Source organism: Parasutterella sp. St.1A3, from assembly GCF_059728705.1.
On the sequence record NZ_BAAGFK010000002.1, the window covers coordinates 43243 to 69544 of the forward strand.

24 protein-coding genes are annotated in these 26302 nt (G+C 47.4%); 12 read left to right on the forward strand and 12 right to left on the reverse strand.

Features of this window, described 5'->3' with window-relative positions; all coding sequences use genetic code 11:
• Positions 1–2: 2 nt before the first annotated feature.
• Both AC6I1F_RS12145 and AC6I1F_RS12150 read left to right on the forward strand, forming a co-directional pair.
• Positions 3–818: an ABC transporter permease gene (locus tag AC6I1F_RS12145; RefSeq protein ID WP_160334784.1), complete on the forward strand. Its 816-nt coding sequence runs from the start codon at positions 3–5 to the stop codon at positions 816–818.
• A 193-nt stretch (positions 819–1011) separates the two neighbouring features.
• Entirely contained in the window at positions 1012–2289 is a 1278-nt protein-coding gene (locus AC6I1F_RS12150; protein ID WP_160334783.1) for an HsdM family class I SAM-dependent methyltransferase, read from the forward strand.
• Here the strand turns inward: AC6I1F_RS12150 and AC6I1F_RS12155 are convergent.
• The 4 genes from AC6I1F_RS12155 to AC6I1F_RS12170 all read right to left on the reverse strand — a co-directional run bounded on the left by AC6I1F_RS12155 (position 2286) and on the right by AC6I1F_RS12170 (position 6625).
• A complete protein-coding gene (locus AC6I1F_RS12155) occupies positions 2286–3377 on the reverse strand; it encodes an ABC transporter ATP-binding protein (protein WP_289162951.1) in 1092 nt (363 codons plus the stop codon). The two genes, AC6I1F_RS12150 and AC6I1F_RS12155, sit on opposite strands and share 4 nt — an antisense overlap.
• Entirely contained in the window at positions 3378–5048 is a 1671-nt protein-coding gene (locus AC6I1F_RS12160; RefSeq protein ID WP_160334781.1) for an ABC transporter permease, read from the reverse strand.
• Positions 5049–5177: 129 nt separating this feature from the next.
• Positions 5178–6167: an ABC transporter substrate-binding protein gene (locus tag AC6I1F_RS12165; RefSeq protein ID WP_251452744.1), complete on the reverse strand. Its 990-nt coding sequence runs from the start codon at positions 6165–6167 to the stop codon at positions 5178–5180.
• Between the two features lie 182 nt (positions 6168–6349).
• The gene (locus AC6I1F_RS12170; RefSeq protein ID WP_160334779.1) at positions 6350–6625 is read right to left on the reverse strand and encodes a hypothetical protein; all 276 of its coding nucleotides are present in this window, start codon (positions 6623–6625) and stop codon (positions 6350–6352) included.
• Between the two features lie 124 nt (positions 6626–6749).
• Here AC6I1F_RS12170 and AC6I1F_RS12175 point away from each other — a divergent pair, with 124 nt between their 5' ends.
• The 5 genes from AC6I1F_RS12175 (at position 6750) to AC6I1F_RS12195 (ending at position 11488) form a co-directional block, all read left to right on the forward strand.
• Positions 6750–7427: an alpha/beta hydrolase gene (locus AC6I1F_RS12175; protein WP_251453093.1), complete on the forward strand. Its 678-nt coding sequence runs from the start codon at positions 6750–6752 to the stop codon at positions 7425–7427.
• A 289-nt stretch (positions 7428–7716) separates the two neighbouring features.
• Positions 7717–9093, forward strand: coding sequence for a C4-dicarboxylate transporter DcuC (gene dcuC, locus AC6I1F_RS12180; RefSeq protein WP_160334777.1), 1377 nt, complete (start codon positions 7717–7719; stop codon positions 9091–9093).
• A 12-nt stretch (positions 9094–9105) separates the two neighbouring features.
• Positions 9106–10248 carry a beta-aspartyl-peptidase gene (iadA, locus tag AC6I1F_RS12185; RefSeq protein WP_160334776.1) on the forward strand — a complete coding sequence of 381 codons (1143 nt, stop codon included), beginning with the start codon at positions 9106–9108 and terminating at the stop codon, positions 10246–10248.
• Positions 10249–10393: 145 nt separating this feature from the next.
• Positions 10394–10978: a surface-adhesin E family protein gene (locus AC6I1F_RS12190; protein WP_289162948.1), complete on the forward strand. Its 585-nt coding sequence runs from the start codon at positions 10394–10396 to the stop codon at positions 10976–10978.
• 15 nt (positions 10979–10993) lie between these two features.
• Positions 10994–11488 (forward strand): GNAT family N-acetyltransferase, encoded by a 495-nt coding sequence (locus tag AC6I1F_RS12195; protein ID WP_160334774.1) that lies wholly within the window; start codon positions 10994–10996, stop codon positions 11486–11488.
• Between the two features lie 490 nt (positions 11489–11978).
• Here AC6I1F_RS12195 and AC6I1F_RS12200 read toward each other — a convergent pair whose 3' ends face one another.
• The 3 genes from AC6I1F_RS12200 to AC6I1F_RS12210 form a co-directional block, all read right to left on the reverse strand.
• The gene (locus AC6I1F_RS12200) at positions 11979–13145 is read right to left on the reverse strand and encodes an iron-containing alcohol dehydrogenase (RefSeq protein WP_160334773.1); all 1167 of its coding nucleotides are present in this window, start codon (positions 13143–13145) and stop codon (positions 11979–11981) included.
• Positions 13146–13247: 102 nt separating this feature from the next.
• A complete protein-coding gene (locus AC6I1F_RS12205; protein WP_160334772.1) occupies positions 13248–15005 on the reverse strand; it encodes a 1-deoxy-D-xylulose-5-phosphate synthase in 1758 nt (585 codons plus the stop codon).
• A 200-nt stretch (positions 15006–15205) separates the two neighbouring features.
• Entirely contained in the window at positions 15206–15415 is a 210-nt protein-coding gene (locus tag AC6I1F_RS12210) for a tautomerase family protein (protein WP_160334771.1), read from the reverse strand.
• 369 nt (positions 15416–15784) lie between these two features.
• Here AC6I1F_RS12210 and AC6I1F_RS12215 point away from each other — a divergent pair, with 369 nt between their 5' ends.
• Entirely contained in the window at positions 15785–16666 is an 882-nt protein-coding gene (locus AC6I1F_RS12215) for a hypothetical protein (RefSeq protein ID WP_160336398.1), read from the forward strand.
• Positions 16667–16687: 21 nt separating this feature from the next.
• The gene (locus AC6I1F_RS12220; RefSeq protein ID WP_160336399.1) at positions 16688–17074 is read left to right on the forward strand and encodes an Hpt domain-containing protein; all 387 of its coding nucleotides are present in this window, start codon (positions 16688–16690) and stop codon (positions 17072–17074) included.
• A gap of 125 nt (positions 17075–17199) precedes the next feature.
• On the opposite strand, the gene AC6I1F_RS12225 is transcribed toward AC6I1F_RS12220, so the two are convergent.
• The 3 genes from AC6I1F_RS12225 to AC6I1F_RS12235 all read right to left on the reverse strand — a co-directional run bounded on the left by AC6I1F_RS12225 (position 17200) and on the right by AC6I1F_RS12235 (position 20443).
• Positions 17200–17742 carry a hypothetical protein gene (locus AC6I1F_RS12225; protein ID WP_160336400.1) on the reverse strand — a complete coding sequence of 181 codons (543 nt, stop codon included), beginning with the start codon at positions 17740–17742 and terminating at the stop codon, positions 17200–17202.
• A 466-nt stretch (positions 17743–18208) separates the two neighbouring features.
• Positions 18209–19093 carry a cytochrome-c peroxidase gene (locus AC6I1F_RS12230; protein WP_237178839.1) on the reverse strand — a complete coding sequence of 295 codons (885 nt, stop codon included), beginning with the start codon at positions 19091–19093 and terminating at the stop codon, positions 18209–18211.
• Between the two features lie 369 nt (positions 19094–19462).
• Positions 19463–20443, reverse strand: coding sequence for a LysR substrate-binding domain-containing protein (locus AC6I1F_RS12235; protein ID WP_160336322.1), 981 nt, complete (start codon positions 20441–20443; stop codon positions 19463–19465).
• 136 nt (positions 20444–20579) lie between these two features.
• Here AC6I1F_RS12235 and AC6I1F_RS12240 point away from each other — a divergent pair, with 136 nt between their 5' ends.
• Together AC6I1F_RS12240 and AC6I1F_RS12245 are read left to right on the forward strand one after the other, a co-directional pair.
• Complete coding sequence (locus AC6I1F_RS12240) at positions 20580–22073, forward strand: argininosuccinate lyase (protein WP_160336321.1); 1494 nt, start codon at positions 20580–20582, stop codon at positions 22071–22073.
• A 153-nt stretch (positions 22074–22226) separates the two neighbouring features.
• On the forward strand, positions 22227–23240 hold the full coding sequence (locus AC6I1F_RS12245) for an alpha/beta hydrolase (RefSeq protein WP_160336320.1): 1014 nt from the start codon (positions 22227–22229) through the stop codon (positions 23238–23240).
• A gap of 72 nt (positions 23241–23312) precedes the next feature.
• On the opposite strand, the gene AC6I1F_RS12250 is transcribed toward AC6I1F_RS12245, so the two are convergent.
• The gene (locus AC6I1F_RS12250; protein WP_160336319.1) at positions 23313–23657 is read right to left on the reverse strand and encodes a cytochrome c3 family protein; all 345 of its coding nucleotides are present in this window, start codon (positions 23655–23657) and stop codon (positions 23313–23315) included.
• Positions 23658–23659: 2 nt separating this feature from the next.
• Positions 23660–25201 (reverse strand): flavocytochrome c, encoded by a 1542-nt coding sequence (locus AC6I1F_RS12255; protein ID WP_160336318.1) that lies wholly within the window; start codon positions 25199–25201, stop codon positions 23660–23662.
• Positions 25202–25337: 136 nt separating this feature from the next.
• Here AC6I1F_RS12255 and AC6I1F_RS12260 point away from each other — a divergent pair, with 136 nt between their 5' ends.
• Complete coding sequence (locus AC6I1F_RS12260; RefSeq protein ID WP_160336317.1) at positions 25338–26279, forward strand: LysR family transcriptional regulator; 942 nt, start codon at positions 25338–25340, stop codon at positions 26277–26279.
• Positions 26280–26302 lie beyond the last annotated feature (23 nt).

The following is a 26302-nucleotide window of genomic DNA, read 5'->3' on the forward strand; positions in this document are numbered from 1 at the left end:
TCATGGCAGTAAGCGGATCGAACGAAATCTCGATATTTCAAATGGGCCTCGGATTGCTTCCAGTACTCATCGCATTGTTTTTGTCCATTAAACACCGCTTGGGGCTTACCAAGTCTTTAATCATCGGGGTCGCTCGCGGAACGGTTCAGCTCGTTGCGGTGAGCTATATTCTGCTTTGGATTTTTAAAGAAAATAATCCTTGGGTCATCTGCGCCTTTCTGATTTTTATGGTTGCCGCAGCTTCCCAAGCTGCAGTGAAGAGAATTACCGGACTTAATACAAAAAAAGCAAAACGTATCTACCAAAGAATTCTCTTTGTGTCGATTTTCTTGGGTTCCATCTGCACGCTAGGTTATCTTCAGTTTGTTGTTGTACGCTCCCAGCCGCTGTGGGAAGGTCGTTATATTGTTTCATTAGGCGGCATGCTTGTAGCCCAGGCCATGAATGCTGCATCTTTGGTGATTGAGCGCTATCGAAGCGAACTTGAACTAAGAGCTGATGAAATCGAAACACTCCTTGCAATGGGCGCCAATGTTGAGCAGGCGACAGCCCGTACGGTGCGTGCGGCATCTGCGGCCGCCATGCTGCCTGCGATTAATATGCTGATGGTCCTTGGTATCGTGGCACTTCCGGGCATGATGAGCGGCCAAATTTTAGCCGGAGTTAATCCTCTTTTAGCCGTTCGCTATCAGCTTCTTATTTGTTTCTGTATTGCTGCGGTAGCTGCAATTGTTGCGTATGTGGCGATCAAAATGACAGAACGTCTCTACTTTACAAAAGCGGATCAGTTTATGCAGATCAGAGATACGGACGGCTAGAAAGTCCGGCAGCGATCAGCCTGCGCCATTTTGTATATCTAAGGGAAACTCTGCGGCGTCTGAAGCCGCTAAAATCTAAGAATACTTCTTCCCGCTTTTTTAGGCGGGCCTATCTGGTGCTTTTAGATTTTCAATGCCTAAGCTAGACAGACGATGCGCTTTTTACACAGAGTCGAAGGAGATTCTAGGTCTCATGGTCAGACTTCTGGATGTTAAGCCGGAAGATCGAGTGTTCGAGCCTTCTGCTGGAGAAGGTGCTATCGCTGACGCCGTACTTTCCGCAGTTCTCCCTTCGGAATTTATTTTGTCGGAAATCGATGCGCGGTCCGCCGCATTGCTAAGCAGTAAATTCCAGGGCCGGTGCTCGGTTTTCTGCGGTGACACTTTGCTGTCTTCGCAGGTGGACGAACTAAAGGGGAAAATCGATAAGATTATCGGGAATCCGCCTTATGGAGCGTGGCAGACACAAGAAAAACGTCAGATTCTGAGAAATAAATTTCCTGATTCGTACGTAAAAGAGAGTTACTCGTTGTTTATCGAACGCTGTATCACGCTTTTAAAACCTGGCGGGCGGCTTGTTTTTATTGTTCCCGATACATTCTTGTACCTTAATCGTCATAGACACCTTCGGGAGTTTCTGTTTGCCCGGTGTTGTATTGAGGATGTGTATTTGTTTCCGTCTAAATTTTTCCCGGGCTTGAAATTCGTTTACTCGGGACTTTGCATTATTAATCTTAAAAAAGGTCGTAATAACGAGATGCTTTGCCGAGTACACAGCGGTTTCAAGGAAGTGACAGATCTTGGTTGCAGCAGTGAATCCGTAAGTCAGATACCTCAAAGTGATCTCTTATTTCCAGAGGTGCTCCGTTTTTATGCAAACGCTCCGGTACTTGGAGATGAGGCTTCTGTCGTGACAGGAATTTGTACGGGAGACAATAAACGATTTATTTTCTCAGAGCCTGATGAGGGACGTGTACCGCTTGCCAAGGGAGCAGGGTCCAAAGCGTACAGTTACGGGATAGACAGATTTTGGATACTCTGGGATGAAGAAGCGATTCACCACTATAAGACGGATAAGAAAGCGAGGTTCCAGAATAGGACCTTTTACTTTAGAGAAGGAATCGGTATGCCGATGGTGAAGTCTAAAAAGGTTAGGGCTTTTTACATGAAAGATAAAGTCTTTGACCAATCCGTAGTCGGCATTTTTCCTCATCAGTCGGATCGACTGGATTATTTATTGGCTTTCCTGAACTCTGACGCAGCCGATAGGTTGATTCGGACAATCAATCCCACCGCGAATAACTCATGCAATTATCTTAAACGTCTCCCGATTCTCCCTTGCAGTGAAAATAATGAACATAGGATCGGAGACTTCGCTCGAATCCTTCGACAAGAAAAAATCTCCGCTTCCGAGCGATTGTCGCTGGAAGCGGAGATCAATGCGTTCTTTAATCGTCTCTATCGATTTTAGTCGGCGTTAAGAAGCACCCCGGCCTGCGGTACAAAGGAAGCATTCAGCTTCGTTCCGGCGGAAATAAGCTGAGCTCCGGGCAGGAAAGGAATAGACATGGAGTAAGTCTTGCTGCTATCTGTGTTGAGAAGCTTAAACAGATAATCAATGCGGTCACCTTCAAAGAGCGCATTTGAAATTTCTACAGCGAGACCGTTTTCCGTTTCAGCCGGGAGCAGATTTTCCGGGCGAACAACAAGAAGGGCATTGCCGCCGACTTTCGGCGGATTGAGAACACCCATGCGTGCTGTGATTTTTCTTCCGTTGACGTCGATGGTGCCAATGTTGTTTTCAATAGACAGGAGTTTCCCAGGAATCAGATTGGCCTGTCCGATAAAGTCCGCAACAAACGCGGTGGCAGGGTCATCATAAAGCTTCATCGGAGTGCCGATCTGCTCGATTTTGCCGTGGTTCATAACCATGATGCGGTCTGACATTGTCAGAGCCTCTTTCTGGTCATGGGTCACATAAAGACAAGTAAGCTGAAGTTCCTGCTGAATACGGCGGATTTCTGTTCTCATGTGCAGTCTCAGCTTCGCATCCAAGTTTGAAAGCGGCTCGTCCATAAGAATTACCTTAGGGTGAAGCACTAAGACTCGTGCCAAGGCCACACGCTGCTGCTCGCCGCCGGAAAGCTGATTAGGATAGCGATGCTCGGCTTTTTCTAATCCAACCATCGCAAGAGCTTCACGAACTTTGGATTTAATTGCGTCGCTGCTTTCGTTGCGAATCTTTAAACCGTAGGCAACGTTGTCAAAGATCTTCATGTGCGGGAAGAGGGCGTAGTTCTGGAAAACAAAGCCCATCCTCCTCTCGTTCGCAGGGATCTTTGTAACGTCCTGATCCCCGAGAAGAATCTGACCGCTGCTCGGCGTTTCAAAACCGGCAATCATGCGAAGCGTGGTTGTCTTTCCGCAGCCGGACGGCCCGAGGAAGGTCAGAAACTCCCCATCCTTTACTTCAAGATTAACGTTGGAGACCGCCAGAAATTCCTCATTGTCTTTGACATAACGGCGGGTAATGTTTTTAAGAGTAAGAGAAACAGACATTTAGCGAAGACCTCCGGAAGCATCGCCGACCGGGCAAAGGACCTTGGCGAGAAGGGCCATAATGCTGGAGGCGGCAAAAACGATAAGGATTAAAACAATTGAAAAAGCACAGGCCTGTGCAAACTGCAGTTCGGTCATGCACTCAAGAATTCGGCAGGTAATCAGACTCCATTGGACGGAAACTAAGAAAATAGTCGCGCTGATCGCGGTCATGGAATGAATGAACAAATAGCGCATGCCAGTGAGAACTGCAGGAAGAACAAGAGGAACAGTGATCTTCCTGAATGTATATGCGGATGAGGCGCCAAGACTGGTGGACGCTTCTTCAATAGAAGGATCAATCTGCGAAAGCGCGGCAATAACGTTTCGAATACCGGCAGAAGAATAACGGAACACGTATGCGGCAATCAGAATGTAAACCGTACCTGTCAGTACGAGCGGCTTGTCGTTGAACGCGATAATGTACGCGATACCGACAACTGTACCCGGCAGAGTGTAGTTCAGAAGCGAAACGGTCTCAAGCGTCTTATGACCTCTAATTTTCAGCCACTTGCATACATAGCCGATAAGAACAGCCAGGAGGCCGCCGATCGGTGTGCCGACGCAGGCAATCAGCAGCGTGTCTTTAATCGCCTTCATGCCAAACGTGAATACGTAGTGATAATTCTCAAGAGTGAAACTGTTGTCTACACCCCAGACCTTGACGACAGAGCCGACAAAAATAATGGCGTAGAGATAAATCACAAAAGCGGTAATAAAAGCGATAGTGCCGATCACGATACCGGAAATCAAAGTCCCCGGTCCCTTGATAGAGCTTCGGCCGCCTGCTTTTCCGCTCACGGTCACAAAGCTCTTTCGGCCGACCCAGAAGTTCTGAAGAGCGTAAACAATCAGAGCAGGTACGAGCAGAAGGAAGGAAAGCGCGGCACCGCCGTTGAAATCATACATGCCGGTAATCTGCAAATAAGCCTGCGTCGGAAGAACCGGGAAGGAGTGTCCGCCTAAAACCAGCGGAGTCGCAAAGTCCGCAAGAGAGCAGGAGAAAACCAGCAGGAAAGCGTTTGCTAAACCCGGAACTGACAGCGGGAATGTTACGCTTCGGAAAACGTTAAACGGGGAGGAACCGAGTGAGTAGGCGGCATCCTCTAAATTTGGATCGATACGCTGAAGAATGGTCGTCAGCGTCATAAATGCGATGGGGAAGTAGGTCAGCGTTTCTGAAATGAACGTTCCCCAAAAACCGAAGAAGTTGAAGTTTTCCAGCCCGAGCGCGGAAAGAATAATGCCGTTCGGACCAAGACAAAGTGTTAAAGCAATACTGGAAGTAAAAGGTGGAGAAATTAGAGGGAGCAGCGTCACCGCACTAATAAAGAAGGTCAGCCAGCGCGGCAGAGAAAGCCGTGTAACAGCAAATGCAAAGATGAATCCGATCGCAGTTCCCGCAACACCGACAGCGGTAGCCAGAATGATGCTGTTGACGATAGCTCGGCGGTCATACCAGCTTGCGAGAAAGGGCATGAGGTTTTGAAACGATAAGTGCCCGTCTACGATAAACGTCATCGCCAAAAGACGGACGACCGGATACAAAACAAAGACACCCATAGCGAGCCAAAGAACACATATGGTGAGAAGGGTCACCGGGTCTCTTTGCCGCTTAATGCCGCTCGTCATAAATTACTCCCAAAAATCAGGGAACTGATACAGGCATAATTCCCTGCCTAACAGACATGCCAGATGCCGATCAGCTTTGCTGTCGGCACTGACATTTTCAAATAGCGATTTAAATGCAAAATAAGGAAATTACTTGATCACTTCATTGATCCAGCGATTTGTGTATTCCTTGCGTTTTTCACCCTTCCATGCAACGTCAACGTCTTTCATGTTGATCTTGGAGAGATCAAGCAGAGGGTTATCTGTTTTAACATCTGCACGGGTGGGAACGTAGTTGATCTTGTTGGCGACGATAAAGTCGGCGAATTTCTTACTGGCTGCCCAGTCAACAAATTTTTTGGCGGCGTCCATGTTCTTGGCGTTCTTGACAATACCTGTTGCCTCGATACCATAGGAAACACCGTCCTTCGGATAGGTGATTACAACGGGATAGCCCTGCTGTTTGATGTCAAGCGCGTCAACAATGTAGAAGATGCCGGATGCACACTGGCCGGTAGCGATCGGCATCGCACCGCCCGCGCCGCTCTTTGTATACATCTGGATGTTGCCATTCAGCTTCTTCTGATATGCAAAGGCAGGGTCCTCGCCCATAACTTTAACGAGGGAATAGATGCGTTCAGTCGCTGTTCCGGAGGTACGGGCATCAGCCATCTGAAGATTGTTTTTGTAATGCGGATCAAGCAGGTCGTTCCATGTTTCAGGGGCCTTCATGTTGTTCTTTTCAAGGAACTTGGTGTTTGTCAGGAAACAAAGCGGAATGATGCCGATACCGGTCCAATGGTTCTGCGGGTCACGAAGACTTGCGGGGATCGCGTCGGAATCTTTCGGACGATACTGCTCGAAGATGTCTTCCTTAACACCGGCCGCATAGGTGTCGGCCGGGCCGCCTAACATGACGTCAACCTGAGGATTTTTCTTCTCAGCGTTGAGTCGCGCCAGCGCCTCGCCGGAAGAGAATCTCATGAAGTTGACTTTGATGCCGGTATCTTTAGTAAATTCAGAGAAAACCTTGGATGCGTATTTCTCTGGCATGATTGAGTATGCGTTGAGCTGTTCGGCGGCGTTGACGCTTCCTGTGACAAGAGCCAAGGCCATAGCAGCGGCGGTAAGTAATTTCATAAAGACCTCTGTGTTAAACGACGAAGTGTCGCGATAGGCTGATTTTAACAACAGGAAGGCATATTTGTGACATTTTTATTTGACCGCCAGGCCTTGTACGTTCTCAATATGACAGGTTTTTCCCGTTTTATGCAAAAAAAATTGCGGCGCTCCGGCCGCAATTTGTCCGAAAGTTCAATCAACTAGACCGGAGAGTTTTCACCTTCGAGAACAGAGGGAAAATCTCGGAAATCCAAGGAAGATTTTTTAGCTTCTTTCTTGTTCGGGAGAACATGATGAATCGGATCGTTATGCTGCAGAGACAAGACCAGGGCGTGATACTGCTCTTCATCCATAGGAATGGAAATATCCGGACCGTTCGAAAGGCGGAAACGAACTTCGCTTGTTCCGTGCTGCGGTTCGATCAATACGGTTTGATTGAGATTGAGGATTTTTCCGTCAGTGAAAACAACAAACATTATGTGCTCCTAGCCATCTGGTTTTTTATGATGTGATACTGTGCATTTTAGCTGACGAAGAGCTGGTAAAGCTGCTGACTGGCTATTGGAATTATCTCGTATAAAACACTCAGGCGGAGGAATAATGGCGGAGGGATTAGTTAACTGCGGAGAAATCACAGAGCTGGGCAGAAAGGACGCTGAATTCATCGTCATCTTCCTTCATGGTCTCTCTTCCACCGGTAAATCGTTTCTTCCGGTTGCTGAATATCTCTTGCGGAAATTAGGCGACAGCTGGCGTTTCATTCTTCCAACGGCGCCCACAGTCAAACTCACACTCTCCGCCTCTTCGGTGCCTGCATGGTTCGATATTAGGAATCAAGACTTAACCAAGGATCAGGACGGAGAAGGGATTCTTCGCAGTTCAAAGTTTACGCAGTCTCTTATCCATAGTCTTATCACTGGAGGCGTGAAGCCCGGTCATATATTTGTTGGCGGATTTTCCCAAGGCGGCTTGATTGCTGCAGACGCCGTCTTAACTGGATCTGATCGAATTGGAGGCGTTTTTTCCCTTTCCTCTCTGATTGCCGATGTTTCTGAACAAAGATTTTCTGGTTTGGAGATACCGGTATTTATTGCTGTCGGAAACGCTGATCCGCTGATCCCGGGAATAAAAGCGCAGATAGATAATCAGCTTCTTCGCCGACACTGCATTCAGACCGACTTCAGAATTTACGATCAAATGAAGCACGAAATGAAAAGCGGAGAACTGAATGATCTGGCCGCTTGGCTTCTGGCGCAGGCGGGGCGGAACTCGAAATAAAATCCGCCGAAGAACCTAGCCATCGACGGATGCTTAACTTCAAGAGTATTTACTTGCCTCTTATTCTATCAGAAACTAGGTATAAATACTATAAATTTTGATTTAATTAAGAATTAAATACCGTTAATTAGTTATTGATTTAACTTAATAGTATTGAAAATACTATTCTTTCTATCAATTATTTAATGGATTATGATTTGAGTGCCTTTTGATAAATATCAATACCTAAGACTTGGTATCGGTGTAGGATTAAAAGTGCCTCAATCCTCAAACTACAAGGAGATTACTCATGTTAGGAGTTATTTTGACTTTGGCAGCCATTGGCTTAGTGGCTTACTTTGTCATAAAAAATTATTATCCGCCGATCATTCTTTTGCTGATTGGTTTAGTTCTGCTTTTCATTGCGTATTTCACTGGTGTAGCTCCGGTTGCGGCAAAGAATTCAACACACTTCTTTGCTTTTGACGTCGCACAGGCGTTTACCGATTTAATGAAAGGGCGCCTGCCCGGTCTTGGCCTGAACATTATGGCGATTGCCGGTTTTGCGGTGTACATGGACCGCATCGGCGCGAGCAAATCTCTGGTAAAACTCTGCGTTAAACCGCTCCAGGCGATTCGCTCCCCTTATGTTCTGCTGGCACTCACTTATGTTGTGGGTCAGTTCATCGCGCTCTTTGTTAACTCCGCTGTCGGCCTCGGACTCCTTTTAATGGCTTCCGTCTATCCGCTCCTTGTTGCGCTCGGCGTATCCAGAACCTCGGCCGCCGCGGTTATCGCAACGACATGCTGTTTGGACCTCGGACCGTCGAGCTCCAATGCGATGCGTGCTGCGGATCTGTGCGGAATGGACGTAGTTACATATTTCATTCAGGGTCAGGGTCCGGTTGCGCTGTGCACGATTGCCTCCGTTGCGATCGGTCACTTCTTTGTTCAGCGCTGGTTTGACCGGAGAGAAGGAGCCAAGGCCAATGCTGAGAACGGCCCTGAAAGCACAATGGATGTTGATAAGGCTCTTGAAGGTGCCGGTCCCGCTTACTACGCGATTCTTCCGATGCTTCCTCTCTTCCTGCTCGTCATCTTCTCTCCGCTGGTCTACAAAGGCATTAAGCTGAGTCTTGTCACAGCCATCATCGTCTCTTTAATCATCACACTGGTTATTGATATCCTGACGCGCCGCGACTTCAAGCAGTGCTGCAAAGATTCTCAGGCAATCTTCGAAGGCATGGGCAAAGTATTTACTTCCACAGTCAGCCTGATTGTCTGTGCGGAGCTCTTTGCGCTGGGCCTCAATAAAATCGGCGGTATCTCAACAATGATTCAGGCGGCTGCTTCTATGCAGAACGCGGGTTTAGTCATCATGCTTCTTGTGATGCTTGTCATCATGATTGTTGCTGCGATTGTGACCGGATCCGGAAATGCGGCATTCTTCGCTTTCTCTCCGCTGCTCCCTGAAGCGGCTTCCTCTGTTGGTATTCCGACTCTGGCGCTCGTTGTGCCGGTTCAGCTTTCTGCCGGTATCGCACGAACTATGAGCCCGATCGCCGGTGTGATCATTGCGGTTTCTGGCATTACGGGCCTGACACCGATTGATTTGATCCGCAGAACAATTCCCGTGATGATCATCGCGGTTGTTGTGTCTGTGGCAAGCAGCCTTATTTTCCTCTAGGAGACATGAAACATGGCTTACCTTATTAAAAATGCTCATCTCTACAATCCGGACGACATGGGCGTCCAAGATGTACTCGTTGTCAACGACAAAGTCGCCGCGATTGGCAAAGATCTCACCGTTGTACTCCCCGATCTCGAAATGGTTGATGCCAAAGGCATGATCATGACGCCGGGCTTCATTGATCAGCATATTCATGTTACCGGCGGAGGCGGAGAGGGCGGTCCGAAGAGCCGCACACCGGAAATCGTACTGTCTGAACTCGTTGAATGCGGTACAACCAGTCTTGTCGGAGTTTCCGGAACGGACAGCGTTTCCCGTTCCATTCCCAATCTTTTGGCAAAAGTCCAGGCCCTTACTGACGAAGGGGTTTCTGCTTGGATGTACACAAGTAACTATGCCTATCCGCCGACAACGCTTACAGGAAGCGTGAAAAACGATCTTCTGATGGTTCACGAAGTTTTAGGCGTGAAAATCGCGCTCGGTGATCACCGTTCCTCTTTCCCGACAACACAGCAGGTCCTGGATCTTCTCACCCAGATCCGCGTTGGCGGAATGATCGCAGGAAAAATCGGAGTACTTCATATCCATCTTGGCAATGTTCCCGGCGCATTTGAAATGTTTGAGGACATTGTGAACCGCGGATTCCCGATCCGTCATATCCGTCCGACGCACTGCGCTCGAGACAAGTATGTCTTTGGTAAAGCGCTGGAATTTGGTAAACGCGGCGGCCGCATCGATATTACAACGGGTGGTTCATGTGCCTTTGAAAGCCCGGCAGATGCAGTTGAAGCGGCTTGGGACGCCGGTGTTGATCAGTCGCTTATCACCATGAGTTCCGATGGACACGGTTCTGTTCCAAGATTTAACGAGAAAGGCGAAATGGTAGGTCTTGGTATCGGCGGAGTGGCCTGTAACCTGCGTGACCTCAAGAAACTGATTTCAAGAGGACATGAAGTTCAGAAAGTTCTTCCGCTGCTGACTCGCAATGTGGCGCAGGGGCTCGAACTTAGAGGCAAAGGTGAAGTTAAGTGCGGCGCAAGCGCAGACTTCTGCCTCTTTGATCAGAACTGGGAGCTCAAGGATGTATTCGCTAAGGGTGCTGCCATGATGCGCAATGGTGAAATCCTCAAAAAAGGAACTTTTGAGTACTAATCCCTCTCGCTGATTTGTATAAGACTAAAAGCACCTCTTCATTCAATTGAAGAGGTGCTTTTCCCTTATGGTTTTCCTTGAGTTCGCGAAAAATCGCAAAGCAGGGAATCCGAAAGCGCATAATTTCAAGAAACAAGGAGAATATATGAAAAGAACCATTCCAATGCTTTGTTCTGTGCTCTTCTTATTTACTGTTGCTGCAGACTGCAAAGCGGCAAGGCTTGGAGGACGCACAACCATTAGACCGTCACGACCTGCAGCCGTTCCTCAGAGAACCTATCCGAGACCGACCTACCGGTCTTCATCGCCTGCGGTTCGTAATCTAAACAATACTCAGTCGGGCTCTGCTGCCCCAATGCCTATTTTTATTCCACCAGTTATTGGCCGACAGAACTTAATCAAAATTGCTGACGAGTTTTACGTGATCAAGACCGGCATACGCAGAAAAGGCGACGAGGTCTATTTTTGGACGATGCAGAATCGCGGATTCATTCCTGATTCAAAATCTTCCAAAATTCAATATGTCATTGACTGCGCACAGAATCAGTATGCGCCTTTAGCGATTGCGGCCTACGCTGAAGCAGACGGGAAGGGCGCTAAAGTTAAACAGCAGCAGTTTGATCGCAAGATGAGACCGATCGTCGATAAAAGCACAATGTCTGTGCTGTATAAAGGATTCTGTAAGAAGGCAGACGCGCCGACACAATCGTCGCCAGCTCCGCAAAACTAAACAGGAAGTGTAAGGATGTCTCAGTTTTTAATTAAACCGGCCAGAAAAGAGGACTGTCCGATTATTTTGGACTTAATTCGCGGATTGGCCAAATATGAAAAATTAGAAGATCAGTGTGTGGCTACCGTTGAGCTTCTTGAAAAGTCGCTTTTTTCCGAAAAGCCGGATTGTTACTCTGTCATCGCTTGGGAATTGGATGAGTTAGGTGATGAGATTCCGGTGGGATTTGCGCTGTATTTCTTTAACTACTCCACCTTTTTAAGCAGACGCGGTCTTTATCTCGAGGATTTATTTGTTGTGCCGCAGTTCCGAGGCAAAGGCTACGGGAAGCGAATCATGCAGTTTTTAGCGAAGACTGCGGTAGAGAAAGGATGCGGCCGCTTTGAATGGAGTGTCTTGGATTGGAACCAGCCGGCGATTAATTTCTACCAAAAAATCGGCGCGGTTGTTATGCCGGATTGGCGTATCTGCCGTATGACAGGCGAGAGCCTAAAGAGCTTTGCCAAATAAATCGGGCTGACGAAACACTATGGAAAGTATGAAAAAGCACATTATTTTGTCTGTTGTTTTTTCGTACTTTCCCTTTTCCTTCCTTCCGGGTTGGTATTGGCGCAAGACTTAGCGATCGGTGTCTTGGACAGAACGCTGACAGCAGAAGATAAAAAGGCGATCGTTTCGTTAACGATGGCGCAGCTCGAGATGTTCTTTCAAAGGCGGTGTTCGCGCGGCCGGGATCTACATATTGGCTGGTTCAGAATAAACTGCGCTATCCGGATGAAAATGCGATCGACTTGCTTTCCGGCCGCATTGCCGGCAAAAACGCTGCTGAAGCCAACTAGCATGTAAAACTTGAAGACGCTTTCTCAATGGAAGAAAGCGCAGACAAAAACAAAACTTCCCGCGCTAACGTCGTATCAGGTGCGGGAAGTTTTGCGGTTTTAAGAGTTGCTCTAATTGTTATAGAAGCGGCCCTAAATTGTTTCTGTCTAAATCCGCGGAATCAGCGGTAAGACTTTCTGTAGATTTCAATACAGTCTTCCTTTGTCATTTCTGCCGGGTCATTGGCGAACATTTCCGGAGTGACCGTTTTCGCTTCGATTCCGAATTGTTCCATTTCATTAGCTTTGATTCCGAAATCACTCATCTTCAGATCAGCGACGCCGCAGTCCTTAAGAAGATCCTCCAAGGCTGTCAGAAAGTCTTCAGGCTTATTCGCGTCTTTTATCCCCATAGCCTGAGCCATTTTGATGAATTTTTCCGGGACAGCGCCGCAGCTGATGAAGTGGCCGAAGTAGGCGCGGCATAATAAGATGAGTCCCGCACCGTGAGGCAGAGAAGGATAGTGCGCGCTCAGCACATGCTCCATAGCATGCTCGCTGGTGAGACGACCCGTCGCCATAACAAATCCGCCGAGTGTGTTGGCAAAAGCCATATGCTCGCGAGCCTCGAGGTTTGTACCGTCCTTAATCGAAATCGCTAAATATTTGGAGACGTTCTCAATTCCGGTCAGAGCAAACATCTGGTTGAAGAGATTGGATGTTCTGGAAATATAGCCTTCGGCTAAATGGAAGAATGTATCAAGTCCCTGATACGCTGTTTGCGCCGGTGGTACAGAAAGCATTAGTTCAGGGTCAACAACAGAAAGCGTCGGGAACATGCGCGGATCACCGATGCCATACTTCTCGCAGGTTTCAGTGTTGCTGATAACCGCGCCTCCGTCTGCCTCAGAACCTGTGCCGGCAGTGGTGGTGACGCATACAATCGGAAGAGGCTGATTCTGGATAGGAAGACCTTTTCCGGTTCCTTTGACGCAGTAATCCCAAAGGTCACCGGGGTTGGTAGCCATCACCGCAATGACTTTCGCACTATCCATAGGAGAGCCCCCGCCAAGCGCTGTAATGAAATCACAGTTCTCTCTGCGGGCAGCGGCAGCCGCTTCCATGATGCTGTCCTTAGTCGGGTTCGGACGAATACCGTCATAAACCATGTGTTCGACTCCGGCAAGATCAAGCTGCTTTTCGAGTTCGGCCAGATATCCGTGCTTTCTTGCCGATTTCCCCTGCGTAATGACGATAAGCGTTTTTTTACCCGGCAGTTGTTGTTTGTGAAGCTGTTTCAGAGCACCGGCTCCAAAGAGAAATTTTGTCGGTATGCAGAAGGAAATCATGATGTTTTACATTAGGTTGATGGAAGATGCATATTAAATCATGAAGACAAAAACGGCGCACCCCCTGAGAAATGCGCCGTACACAAAGTTTAACTATTCCGATTACTTCAGAATATTTTCAATGTCAGAGACGATCTGAGGAACGGTCAAGCCATATTTTTCTTCCAGTTCGTCCGGATTGTAGCGATCGACAAATTCTTTCTTTAATCCGTATGTCAGGCATCTCATAGAGGTAGGAGCCGCTGTTTGTGCGACTCGACCGCCAAAGCCGCCCTCAATGCTTCCGTCCTCGAGTGTGACGATAAGTTTGTGGTCTTTTTCCAGAGAAAGAATGAGTTCTTCATCAACGCCGGAGACAAAGCGCGGGTTGATGAGTGTGGCTTGAATACCTTTCTTGGCCAGTTCATCCGCTATCTGTCTGCCTTTAACAAAGAAGTCACCGGCAGCGATGATCGCGACATCTTTGCCGCTGCGGACGACCTTAAATTTGTTCAGATCGCTGTAGTCGGTATCTACAGATCCGTCTGCGAGTTCAAAGCTATAAGTCGGTACTCGAATCGCAACTTTATGCTGATTTTTGCTTAATGCCCAGTCCATCATTGCCTTGTACTCTTCCGCGTTTGTCGGTGCAAGATAAACAATGTTCGGAATAGAGGCAATCATCGGGATGTCCCAAAAGCCCAAGTGGGTTAAATCGGTGAGTCCTCTGATGCCGGTGTGCAGTACAGGCATGACGGCAGGAGAATCATTCATTGCCCAGTCCTGTTCCAGTTGGTCATAAGCTCTTTGAAGGAATGTGGCGGCGACTGGGTAGATCACCTTTGCGCCTGCGCGGGCCGCGCCGGCCATTGTGGATACACCGGTCTGCTCCGCGATCGCAACGTCGATGTATTGTTCACCGCATTCCTTGCGTTCTTTTTCCATGAATCCGAATACTTCAGGGGTTGCCGAAGAAATAATGAGAAGTGTCGGATCTTCTTTTACCTTCTGAAGGAGGTAATCGCGGGTGACGGTGATGTAGTCCGGGCTGTTGGACTGTACAAGCGGCTCTCCGTCTGCGACGTCGTACGGAGCGGAGAAGTGGAATTCTTCGCGGAGCGCTTCCGCGGGCTTATAGCCGAGACCTTTCTGAGTGTTAATGTGAACGACGACCGGTTTATGAGAGTCCTTGACTTTCTTATAAGCCTTAATGAGAGCTTCTAAGTTATTGCCGTCACGGACGTAAACGTAGTCGTAGCCAAGAGTCTTAAAGAAGTTGTTCGAGCTCTGACCGTTCGTTTCTCTCAGCTCCTGAAGGTTGTCATAGAGACTTCCGTGATTCTCGGCGATGGCCATCTGATTGTCGTTGACGATGACAATAAAGTTGCTGTTCAGTTTCCCTGCAGCGTCCAGGCCTTCAAACGCGACACCGCCGCTGAGTGAACCGTCACCGATAAAGGCGACGATATTGCAGCTTTGTTTTTTGAGTGCTCTTGCTTTAGCTAAACCGAAACTTAGGCTGATTGAGGGAGAAGTGTGGCCGGCGTAAAAGAGGTCATACTCCGGACTTTCTTTTGGATCGGTAAATTCTCCGATGTCGCGGAACTTATCCTTCTCCAAATAATACTTGGCTCTACCGGTCAGCATCTTATGGACAAAGTCTTGATGCGAAACATCAATGACGAGTTTGTCTTTCGGAGCGTCAAATACATAGTGAAGTGCAATGAGCGCTTCCACATCGCCGAGGTTTGGCCCGACATGGCCGCCGATTGTGGATGTGTAATTGACAATGGCACTGCGCATTTGAGAGGCTAAATCCTTTAACTCGTCGATGCTGAGGTTTTTAATATCTTTCGGAGACTTGATATCAATAAGTTTCAATTTCTTTCTCCCTACAAAAAATCAATGTGAAGAAAGATAATTGGCAGAAGACTGATAGGCAGTTCTCGGTCGTCCAAAAAGAACAAACTGCTATGTATTGTTACAAAGGAATAAGGGGTTATTTAATTTAAAGGACGAAGAAACCCTAGGGCATAGCTGCTTCGGGTCTGCCTAATGCGAGCGAAAAAAATATTGCCTCGTTATTTCTTACTCTTTCTCCGTTCTCGAACAGTAAGACCTCCAATCCCGTAATTGTCCATTGGAATTTCTTCAATGACGACAACCAGATTTGAAGTATTTTTGCCGAGAACGTCGCCAATGAGTTTGGTAACGCCTTCGATAAGTTTTTGTTTCTGCTCTTTTGTCGGAGCTTCTTCGTCGCCGGTGACTTTTATATTGACATAAGGCATTTTTTCTCCTTTGTTCGTTGGAGGTTACAGGATAATGCAGAGACAACTCAGTTTTCGTTTGAATCAGTTCACTTACTATCGATTGGCAGTATTTGGAAGTCGTTTTCACTGACGTTCCGGATGATGCGTCGTGTGTCCGTCTTTCTTTGCGTATAGGCAAGTTTCAACCGCAAAGGCGGATCCTTAAAAGCAGGTGATTCCTTTAGTCTGCCTGTTAATTTAAATTGATAAAAGCCTCAGGGTGTTTTCATTGAAAAGCGGCAGTAAAAAATTGGCTTCTAACCGTTGCGAGCAGTGTTTCATGCGACATAGTTTTTCGATTTATCGTTTCTGCTAAAGTGAGAGAATCATGAGAAAGGAGCAAAGCCGATGAAGTGGTTCGGAATAGACTATCGATACGTAATAGCGGCGGCAGGTGCAGTGTTTATCCTTTGGTATGAAGGAAGCGCTCCGGTGCAGGAAGAACCGCAGGCAGAGCAGGCGAAAGAAAAGCCTCAGCCGACTCAGTCAAATATCGAGGCGCTTAAAGGCATTAACGATAAACTCGCAGAACTTTTAAAGAATCATAGGGATGCGCTTGAGGACGGCAGGGCCGACATCAAGGCTCCGGACGGTTCCAGATCGGTTTCGGTCAAACTTTCTTATCCGGAGAGGATTTCGCAGAGTTTTTCAGCGGAAGAAAAGAAGTACTTCGGGACGTTTCTTTTGGGGCTGACCTGCGTAGAAACACCGTCATACTTTGATTACGATATCGACGATGTGAATTATGACTTTTACGACGGAGAAGGAACCCGGTTTGACAGCGTAAAAGTACAAATGAAAGCATGCAGGAATTTCAATGCGGAAGTTCACAAACAGAATCTTGACAGAGACGCATGGGCAGCCTCGGGAAGACTGATTAAAAGCGATCCGAAGCGCTCGCTTATGATTGCTCGCAGCGGTACCGCAGTGATGCCTGAGATTGCTGAAGAAGAGGGATATGAAAGTACGGCGGACGGTTTTAAAGAAGACGGCACGCTTCTATATACGATTAAACATTTGAAGGAACAGGCAGATCAGTTTGACGAAGAAGCCAAGTACCGAATTAAAAACGGAAGTCTGAACGGAGTCTGCTTAAATTCAGACTTCCGTGATCGTCTGAACGAAGGTTTCCCCGGTTTTGAAATCAGGCACGTGGACAAAGATGGAAAACCAATCGTAAACGTATTCATTTCCGAGACAGAATGCAAAAAAGGAAGGCCGGATAAATAACTCAGCTGTGAGAGGAACAAAATGGACGATAAATGCAGGAGCTTTCTCAAGGAGAACGGTATTAATGCGGACGCTGCGCTTGAATTCATGATGGGCAGCGAAAGAATGTTCGAGAAGTATCTCTATCGTTTTACGGAAGATCCGACCTTTTCGGAGCTCTTTTCTTCAATCAAAGAGCAGCGCAGAGAAGAGGCGAGGATCGCTGCGCATTCTCTAAAGTCAATTACCGCGACGCTTGGGTTCACAGAGCTTAATCGCCTTGTTAAGGCCCAGGAACTTGCTTTTAAGGAAGGAAGATGGGATGACGGCGTTGCGATGGAACCGGATGTGCAGGCTGAGTATCAAAGAATCTGCAAAATAATTGAACAAGCCAAAGAGAATAGTCAAAAATATAGTGGATTTGCCTAAGGGTTTATGCTAGGATAATCTCATCAAATACGATTCTCCTTGGGATTTGATGATGGGATTCTTCCGGTAGGCAATGCCGGGGGACAAAAGACTTGGCGCCTGTACAGGCGCCTCTTTTTTGGCGGCTATTCCGGTTTCAAGTCAATCACTTCAAAAGCACCGAGTTCTCTAAACTGAGGGACCGCGAGAATCAGGAGAATCACAATCGCTAAAAAGACCGCACCATAAACAAATTGATGCTGCGTGAGGTTACGGAAGAAGCGGTAGTGAAGGCTGTTAGGTTTTTGGTCCGCGGAAAAATTTAGGACCTTAGGTATAGCGGGAAGTTCCTTTATTGCTGTGTAATCCTTGAGCTGTCGTTCTGAAAGGACTGGTTTTTGTTTCGAATCGTCTGCATAGGCTAGACGAGTGATAAAAAAAGGCCTTCTTTCAATGATCTCTTCGCGTTTGCGGTAACGAATGTTATGTTTATCAAGCAGAGCAAAATACTTTTCGTCGCACTCCAGTTGAAGATTGACGAGAAAGTCTGCTGCGGCTGTAACAGCAGTTTTAGCGTCCGACGCGTCAACATCAAAATAAATCGTTTCCGGATAGACCTCCTCATAGAAAGGTTCCGGGTAAAACTCGGTTTTTGAAACAACTTGATACACGCAGAAAGAGAAAATCAAAACAGCATCCTTCTTTTTGGATTAAAAGCAAAAAAAAGCCTTCGCATTGCGAAGGCCCTTGGGATTTTTGTTGGTTTGTTGAAATGAATTGTAAGTAACAGATGAGAATCCTGCCACGGTGAAAACACTTAGAAAGCAAACCGTCCCGCCCAAAATGGGGTTGATTTATAGAAGTATTAGGGTTTATCAGTAGGCAATTATGCTAATATTCAGTTGTGGCAATTGAATATTGTCACTTCTCCTTGGGATTTGAGGTTGAGAAGGAGCGAAGATTCTGCCGAGCAATTCGGCCTTTGCTCCTGATTGAATAAGGGCACCTAAACAAATTTTTTAGGTGCTCCTTTTTTTGTCTGTAGACCTGCGTCGGTCAAGTTGATAAGAGACCTCCCCTCTTTAGAATTCCGTCGCACAAGTGATTTCCGGAGGTCAGTTCAACGACCGACCTCTCGCTTTATCGCACAAGACATTAATTTGATTTTTGCCACGGCTCGGCGATTGGAGTCAGAGGGCCGTTTGGCGGCAGCTTCGGCAATACGATCTCAGGCTGTTTTCCGGTCAAAGATTTGAGCCAAGCAACAATGTCTGCTATTTGTTCCGGACTAAAACTTCTCTCAAGCTGCAGCTCTCCCATGATCTTAACAGCTTCGGGAAGAGAGCTGACAGCACCGTCATGAAAATACGGATAGGTGAGTTCGATATTAAGAAGAATCGGCACCTTAAAGAACATGCGGTCTCGATCCCGCTTGGTGAAATCTGCGCGTCCCAGTGAAGGATTTGTTGTTTCGTAATCCTTTACGGCGCCCATTTTCTGAAAGGACTTGCCGCCGTAATTAGGACCGGAATGACAGGTGACACAGCGATACTTTTTAAATGTTTCCCAGCCGCGTATTTGTTGTTCACTTATAGCGTTTCTATCGCCTTTCATGTAGCGAGCAAACGGATAATCCGGAGTAACCAGCGTTTTCTCAAATGCGCCGATAGAGGCGGTAATGCGGTCAAAAGTTACTTCGTCGGTACCGAACGCTTTGCGAAAGTACGGTTTATAGCCGGGGATAGAGTCGATTACCGTAACGGCAAGTTCATGCGTGGCCCCCATCTCTTTCGAGTTCGTGATCGGACCGCCGGCCTGCTCTTCTAAAGTGGATGCTCGACCGTCCCAGAACTGAGCAACCTGATGTTCGGCGTTTAGCACGGTCGGTGAGTTAATCGGACCCTGCTGCCAATAGTCGCCGACAGAGGTCTTAAGATTGTCCACGCCGCCTGTGGAAAGATTGTGGCAGGAGTTGCAGGAAATAAATCCGGAGCGTGAAAGTCTCGGATCAAACCAAAGCATTCGGCCGAGTTCCTGCATCGGTGTTTCCTGTGCGCTCGGTGATCGTGGAATGTTTACTTCGGTTTGTGCAGAGCAGGGGATGCACGACATGGACAGAGAAAACAAGAGTGGAAATAGCGCGCTGCAGACCTTCATCTTCAATCTCCTGCATTAGATTATGGAATCAGGATACGCTGATATAACGGTGTCAGGGCGGCTCAAGTGCCCAAAAAGAAAGATGTTCTGAAGAGTTAGGGTCTGCCAACTGAGTGTCTCATTCATTCGGTCAAAGTCAGGAAAAGGTAAAGAATGCTCATAAATCCGGCCAGTCGGAATGCATGAGCAGGAGCTGCTTGTGGTCTTCCACTGCATTGGTAAGACCATTTTTCGTCTAAAACAGTTTTAAGATTAGCGGTCTTGAATTTCCGGATTGAAAATGGCCTTATAGGTATTCGGTTTTATGAATGGAAGAACCTGGCGGGCTTTAGATTTCAAGAGGTTTCTCCACGTCTGCGAATACCACTGCATAAAGATTCTTATGTGCTGCTCCTTCCACTTTTTCTTGGATGTAACAATCCAGAGCGGTTCGGACTTTCTGTGCCACCCGTCAAGGATAGGCACGAGTTTGCCCTGAATAATTTCCTCCGCACAATGGCCTAGGGGAAGGTCAATGACAATAGCCTGCCCTTGAAGAACAAGATTTTTAAGAAAAAGAATATCCGTAGACTTTATGCATCTTTGATAGCGTACAGGATGGATGCGACCATCCTTCTCCAACACAGTTGTTTCCGCTCTGGATTTTCCGCGAAAGACCGCACAGAAATGATTGATCAACTCAGCAGGATCTTTCGGCAGACCAAATCTCTTGATATAGAGTGGGGAGGCGACGGGTATGTATGTTGCATTCCCGCGGGAAAGTTTTTCGAGATCCGGAGAATTAAGTTCTCCGGTAAATGTGGATATTTCCCAACTTCCCTCTACTATTTCTTGAATTTTTGGCCCTACCTCAACCTGGAACTCTATTGCCGGATACAGCTTAGAAAATTCCATTAAAACTAAATTGACTTCACCGGCCGAAAGGGAGCCGGGAGCAACCGCAAACTGGATGCATTTCGGTTTGATTTGTCCGTTGTTAAAGCAGTTCAGAAGTTCTTTGTGAGACTGGTTAAGCTTCTCTATCTCTGGGATGCATTTGACGGCGTCTTCTGTAAGACGAAGGGGCTTCGTGTTCGTCAGCAGCGGCGTACCTAAACGTTCTTCCAGCGCACGAATTTTTCGCAATAAAGATGCAAGAGAAAGGTTGTTTTCTCGAGAAATTCCGTCGAGCGTCTTACCTTTAGACATCAGGTAAAGATATTTCCAGACAGCTAAATCGAACGATGGATCCATGTTTTCTTAGAAAAAATCAAAATAACAAGCCTTGTTGGAGGGGGTTCGTTTCTAATTTTCAAAAATGAAAAATAACTCTTGAAGGATACCAAATATGTCATTTACTTTAAGAGCTTCAATTTCAGGAGAAATAAATATGAAGTTAAAAAAATCCGCTGCATTATTTTTATGCTCTCTAATTGCGTTTTCTGCTTACGCCCAAAATCGAGATGAGTTCTTTTGGCTTGGGGAGATGAATAAGGCAACAGCTGTAATTAATAGCGAAGAGGGACTTCTTGACAAAGCGGTTACACCTAAAATTGCTCAGGGGATTAAAGACGTTCTTGATGACGGCAATAAACCGGGGGAAAAGCGTCCAAAAACGGTAATCACATTTGAACCGCTTTTAATTAAAAAGGCGGGGATGGATGTCACGATGCTGCATATTGGCAGATCGAGTCAGGATATGCACGCGACTTTTAGATCCGCAATTATGCGGGATCAGAGCTTAGAGTTGATGACAGAACTTTCTAAGACAATGCAGGTGCTTCTAAATCTTGCAGAAAAGAACCGCGGTACGATTGTTCCGAACTATACAAACGGTGTTGCGGCTCAGCCGAACAGTTATGCCCACTATCTTTTAGGCTATCTTTCTGCGTTTCATCGAGATGCTCAGCGAATTGAAAACCTCTATGAAAGATTGAATTACTGCGCTATGGGTACAACGGTTCTTAACGGCACTAGCTGGCCGCTGAACCGCCAGAGAATGTCCGATTATCTCGGCTTTAAGGCACCGGTTGAAAACGCCTATGATGCCGGCCAGTTTAAATCCAATGATGAAACCGTCGAACTTGCTTCTGTCCTAACAAGCATCGCACTGCACGTAGCAACGTTCATCGAAGATCTGAGTGTTCAGTATGCTCAGCCGCGTCCGTGGATTCTCTTGCAGGAGGGTGGAGAAAACACCTATGTTTCTTCTGCAATGCCTCAGAAACGAAATCCGGGTCTCATGATCCGAACAAGAACCAATGCAAGCAGATTAATAGGGGACGCTCAGCAGGCTGTATGGCTGGCCCACAATATCATTCCGGGAATGGGAGATGCCCGCAACGTTGCAGACAACTCCCGCAGAGTCAAAGAAACAATCGATATGCTGAAGCAGTTCACAAGGGTTATAAAAGCGCTTCAAGTTAATCCAAAGCGAGCTCTTGAGGAATTGAATCTGGACTGGACAGCAAGTCAGGAAATTGCTGACGTGTTTATGAGGGACTACAAACTTCCATTCAGAGTCGGACATCACATTGCGAGTCAGATCGTTGGGTATGCTAAAGCCCATGATATCAAGCCCGCAGACTTTCCATATTCCGAAGTGAAGCGAATTTATGCGGAGGTAATTAAGAAAGAGTACCCGCAAGGCAATCCGGAATGTCCTATGTCCGAGTCGCAGTTCAAGGATACCTTGAATCCGATCAAGATCATTGAAAACCGCAGGACGTCGGGAGGTCCGCAGCCGGCAGAACTTGCTAAGAGCCTCGAAAGTATGAAACAAAAGATCAATGCTCAGGAAAAATGGGCTCAGACCAATCAAGAAAATATTGATCGGGCTCTGGCTAAGCTGGACAGCGATTTCAATAAACTGCTTAAAAAGTAGCACTTCCAAACAGTAGCGCTGCACAAAAACAAAAAACCGGATCGAGTCTTTTCTCGCTCCGGTTTTGATTTTAGTTAAGTCGACTAACCAAACTGTTTTGGTTTTTGATTAGATCATCTTTCGTTATGATTAACGACATAATCGGAGGATGAAATGAAGAAAATCTGCTTAATTATCGGAGGATTATTGATGGCCTCAGTGCTGGAGGCTCAGGCGGTCGACCTTTCATCGGCACCCGGAGCGGAAATAATGAAGCCTAATATCGAGAATGGTCAGATCGACTCGATGTCCGGAATTGTTTATGCGCAAATTAAAGGCCTCAGAGCGAATCGGGCAATGCGTATGAGCGTCATGATTCCAAGAAATAATTTGCTCAAGCCAGCGATTGTCTATTTCCCGGGCGGCGGCTTCACTTCCGCTGATTACGAAAAATTCACTGAAATGAGGACCGCCTTGGCCAAAGCCGGTTACGTGGTAGCTGCGGCCGAGTACCGTGTTGTTCCTAATAAATTCCCGGCGCTTCTGGAAGACGCGAAGGCCGCTGTTCGCTTCCTGCGCGCTCATGCCTCTGAATACGGTATCGATCCGGATCGTATTGGTGTGTTGGGTGATTCGGCCGGAGGATATCTTTCCCAGATGGCCGGAGCAACAAACGGAGAAAAAGAGTTCGATAAAGGCGATTATCTCGATCAATCCTCTGATGTTCAGGCGGTGGTTTCGCTCTACGGAATTTCAGATCTGAGAAATATCGGAGCAGGGTTCTCTCCTGAAATTGAGAAGGTCCACGAGTCGCCCGCTGTGACGGAAGCGCTTTTGGTCAACGGCCCCGCGTTCGGTAAATTTCCCGGGGCATCCATCCTTCAAACTCCTGAAAAGGCGCTTGAGGCAAGTCCTATCGGGCACGTCAACGGAAATGAACCGCCGTATCTGCTGATGCACGGAAGTGAAGACCCTCTAGTCAGTCCTGTGCAGAGCGTTCAAATGTTCAATGCTCTGAAAAATAAGAAGGAAGACGTGCGCTACATTATTCTTGAAGGAGCAAAACATGGCGATGTTTCTTGGTATCAGCCGAATGTAATCAATACCGTCGTTGATTTCTTCAAGACAAAACTCGGCGCACCAAAAGAAAATCCGGCCGCGGTTAAATCGACCGGAGGAAACCTTTAATTATTTCCGACAGAACGCATTAACAATCGATCAGTCGGTGTGCAGGTGCCTTAACGGGTACCTGTGGCGTTTTTATTTCACGTTAAATTTAAAGTTGTGGCACTGAGCGCAGTAGTTGACTGCAGGTTCATGCTGCATATGGCAGAGGGTGCAGTCACCGTTGTGCGGAGCCGCATGTGGGTTGGCCTGCGGAAGGTTTTGAGTTTTCTTCGCAAGAGCCGCCTTATCATGACAGGCAACACACTGAGCTTCTTCCGGATAGATTGGATTTTTCGGATCCGGGCCGTGACAAGCTGCGCACTGAACGCCTTTTGCAGTATGACGATCAGCACCGAACTTGTCAGCGGCAAAGCTTTGCGCTGCCAAACTAAGCGCTCCAAAGAGTACGCAGAAAGAGATCAGCAGCTTTTTACGCATATTTAGCTCCAGGCAGATTCTTTAGCGGCGTTTGCGCCCGCGATTCTTCCATTGACCAGACAGTCCATTGTGGCACAAGAGCCTAAACGTACAGCGCCGTGGACACCGCCTGTCGATTCGCCGGCAGCATAAAGACCCGGAATCGGTTTATCGGTGGAAATGTCAATCACCTGACCGAGACTGTTGGTTTCAACACCGCCCATACAGTGGTGTACTTTCGGAGAAAGAAGCGAACAGTACCAAGGACCTGTACCCATGGGTTTCGCGTTCTTAGTGAAGGGACGGCCCATTTCGTCGCCGGACTGCTTGGCTAGAGCTGCGTTATAGGCGTCGATCGTCTTTTTCAGTTCATCAAGCGGAATCTTGTACTCTGCAGCGACCGCTTCAAGTGTGTCAAACTTATGAACCACTTTTCTTTCCAACTGTTTGTCAAGAATGCCTTTACGCGTCTGATTAATTGTCAGATCGACAGCATTCTGATCGGCTAATGCGATACACGGCTGCCCTTTATTGTTGTTATTGATGACGGCGTCAGCTCTGACTTTACGATTAGCGAGCTCGTTAATGAAACGTTTGCCGGTTGCGGTATTGACCCAGATGCCCATCGTTGCGGCAGCACCCTGAGCGAAATAAAGCGCAATACCCATGCCTTTTTCCTCAGGCGAATTCCAAGGACCGCACTGAATCCAGTCGGTTTGAATCATGTTGCAGCCGATGCGGGAAGCTTCACGCCAGAGTTCTGAAGTGGCGCCCGGCTGATTCGTGGTTTCGAATTTGTCAGTAAGTTTCGGATCAAACTTCATGCGGAAATTGACGTCGGCACCGAAACCGCCGTAGCAAAGTACAAGAGCTTTACCGGCTTTAAGGTACTTAACCTTTCCGGAGTCCGGTTTGCCGAAACGGTAGCCGTCGCGAACCTTGACGCCTTTAACTCTTCCGTCAGAGTCTCTGATGATTGCTTCAACGTAACAGCGAAGTCTGACAGGAACACCGATTTTCTTTGCGTATTCAAGCTGCTTGGAAACAATGCCTGAACCTGAACCGTTGGTTGTGTATACGTGGCGGGGAACAGAATGACCGCCTTCCTGGCCGACTTTGCCGTCAACAAACTCAACGCCGATTTCTTTGACAAGCCATTCGTAAGTCGGAAGCGCGGCTTTGGTCATGGCGCTGACTTTTTCCGGATAGTTGTAGCCTAAACCTTCGCGAATCATGTCTTCTGCGAGCAGCTCCAGAGAGTCTTTGATTCCTAGAGCTTTCTGGAAGGCGCTTCCGGGGACCGACATAATGCCGCCGTTAATGACGGAGTTGCCGCCGGCAGAACGCATTTTTTCAAGCACAATGACATTTCCCGCGCCTTGATTCTTTGCTTCGCAGGCAGCTGCTAATCCGGCAAAACCGCTGCCGATAACGATGACGTCAAAATTTTCGTCCCACTGCGCAGGCATCGGATCAAAGCTCTTAGCCTGAGCAATTCCGGAAACGGTTCCGAGCGCAGCAGCGGCTCCGGCAGAAAGGAATGTACGGCGTTTAAGGGTTGTCATAGAAGTTCTCCTTGGTTTGTATTAGTGTTAACTACCCTTCAAATCTTAGAGCTGCGCCGCTATGCTTGAAATAGCAAATTAAGAATCTATTTGTGTTTTTCACAAGTTATTTACAGTCTCATTCGGGAGAACAATTTTGAATGCCGCTGACAATCTGCAGATTTGGTCTTTGATTGAGAAGCTCGGCAGTGGAAAAGGAATCACTTCCGCATCCATTGATCTGGACAAAGATTTGCCGGCCTGCACGCGGCTGATTCAGAAACTGGAAAACGATCTCGGCATGAAGCTGATCGATCATCACCGCCGTCCTGCTCAGCTTACCAATGAAGCGATTCAGATCATCCCGGCAGTAAAAAAGCTGACAAAGGCTTACAGCGAGCTCCTGGATGCGGTTGAGTCGGTTAAGAGCGAAGAAGCGCTGATTACGATGAGTATTCCGGTAAATATTTCTCGTTCGTCCTATAGAAAGTCGATTCGGCTGTATAAAAAACTTGATCCTAAACTCAAAATCCAAGTCCTTTCGGATTTGGATCATCAGGATTTATTGGAGCGCAAGGCCGATTTAGTCTGTCTTCCATACCATCCGCCTACAGACGGTTTAATGGTTTGGCCGTGCTATGAAGCGCGGACGGTTCTTGCTGCTGCTCCCGCCTATCTTCGTAAAAGAGGAGTACCGACGTCTCCGAAAGATCTTAGCGACCACTCATTAATTCTCCGTGCTTCCAGGCACTATCCGATGACAAACGAGCTTCATTGCGGATCGCGCTCCGTGCCGCTGAATTATCGCGAGATTGTTTTCAGCGGCGATGTGTTAAGCGGTAAAGAGGCGCTGCTTGCGGGTGAAGGAATTTCTGTGGATCTGTCTATTTCCTCGATTGAAAAAGAGCTTAAAAGCGGTTTGGTTGTTCAAGTACTGCCTTATTGGAGCCGTCCGGCTTGGCATGTCACTTTTGCGATCCGCAGAGAGTCGCTCTCCAACAGCAGGCTTGTGAAATTCGCGCTTTGGCTGAAAGAGCGTGAGAGAACTAATGTGGCAATCCGCTTCGACAAATACCGCAAGATGGGGTTTCTAAGATAAAAAATGGGCGCCTAATCGGCGCC

What these genes read in the sequence shown, in the direction of transcription:
- AC6I1F_RS12145 (WP_160334784.1), top strand. Translation starts at nt 3, where the DNA reads ATGGCAGTAAGCGGATCGAACGAAATCTCGATATTTCAAATGGGCCTC.
- AC6I1F_RS12150 (WP_160334783.1), top strand. Translation starts at nt 1,012, where the DNA reads ATGGTCAGACTTCTGGATGTTAAGCCGGAAGATCGAGTGTTCGAGCCT.
- AC6I1F_RS12155 (WP_289162951.1), bottom strand. Translation starts at nt 3,377, where the DNA reads ATGTCTGTTTCTCTTACTCTTAAAAACATTACCCGCCGTTATGTCAAA.
- AC6I1F_RS12160 (WP_160334781.1), bottom strand. Translation starts at nt 5,048, where the DNA reads ATGACGAGCGGCATTAAGCGGCAAAGAGACCCGGTGACCCTTCTCACC.
- AC6I1F_RS12165 (WP_251452744.1), bottom strand. Translation starts at nt 6,167, where the DNA reads ATGAAATTACTTACCGCCGCTGCTATGGCCTTGGCTCTTGTCACAGGA.
- AC6I1F_RS12170 (WP_160334779.1), bottom strand. Translation starts at nt 6,625, where the DNA reads ATGTTTGTTGTTTTCACTGACGGAAAAATCCTCAATCTCAATCAAACC.
- AC6I1F_RS12175 (WP_251453093.1), top strand. Translation starts at nt 6,750, where the DNA reads ATGGCGGAGGGATTAGTTAACTGCGGAGAAATCACAGAGCTGGGCAGA.
- dcuC (WP_160334777.1), top strand. Translation starts at nt 7,717, where the DNA reads ATGTTAGGAGTTATTTTGACTTTGGCAGCCATTGGCTTAGTGGCTTAC.
- iadA (WP_160334776.1), top strand. Translation starts at nt 9,106, where the DNA reads ATGGCTTACCTTATTAAAAATGCTCATCTCTACAATCCGGACGACATG.
- AC6I1F_RS12190 (WP_289162948.1), top strand. Translation starts at nt 10,394, where the DNA reads ATGAAAAGAACCATTCCAATGCTTTGTTCTGTGCTCTTCTTATTTACT.
- AC6I1F_RS12195 (WP_160334774.1), top strand. Translation starts at nt 10,994, where the DNA reads ATGTCTCAGTTTTTAATTAAACCGGCCAGAAAAGAGGACTGTCCGATT.
- AC6I1F_RS12200 (WP_160334773.1), bottom strand. Translation starts at nt 13,145, where the DNA reads ATGATTTCCTTCTGCATACCGACAAAATTTCTCTTTGGAGCCGGTGCT.
- AC6I1F_RS12210 (WP_160334771.1), bottom strand. Translation starts at nt 15,415, where the DNA reads ATGCCTTATGTCAATATAAAAGTCACCGGCGACGAAGAAGCTCCGACA.
- AC6I1F_RS12215 (WP_160336398.1), top strand. Translation starts at nt 15,785, where the DNA reads ATGAAGTGGTTCGGAATAGACTATCGATACGTAATAGCGGCGGCAGGT.
- AC6I1F_RS12220 (WP_160336399.1), top strand. Translation starts at nt 16,688, where the DNA reads ATGGACGATAAATGCAGGAGCTTTCTCAAGGAGAACGGTATTAATGCG.
- AC6I1F_RS12230 (WP_237178839.1), bottom strand. Translation starts at nt 19,093, where the DNA reads ATGCAGGAACTCGGCCGAATGCTTTGGTTTGATCCGAGACTTTCACGC.
- AC6I1F_RS12235 (WP_160336322.1), bottom strand. Translation starts at nt 20,443, where the DNA reads ATGGATCCATCGTTCGATTTAGCTGTCTGGAAATATCTTTACCTGATG.
- AC6I1F_RS12240 (WP_160336321.1), top strand. Translation starts at nt 20,580, where the DNA reads ATGAAGTTAAAAAAATCCGCTGCATTATTTTTATGCTCTCTAATTGCG.
- AC6I1F_RS12245 (WP_160336320.1), top strand. Translation starts at nt 22,227, where the DNA reads ATGAAGAAAATCTGCTTAATTATCGGAGGATTATTGATGGCCTCAGTG.
- AC6I1F_RS12250 (WP_160336319.1), bottom strand. Translation starts at nt 23,657, where the DNA reads ATGCGTAAAAAGCTGCTGATCTCTTTCTGCGTACTCTTTGGAGCGCTT.
- AC6I1F_RS12255 (WP_160336318.1), bottom strand. Translation starts at nt 25,201, where the DNA reads ATGACAACCCTTAAACGCCGTACATTCCTTTCTGCCGGAGCCGCTGCT.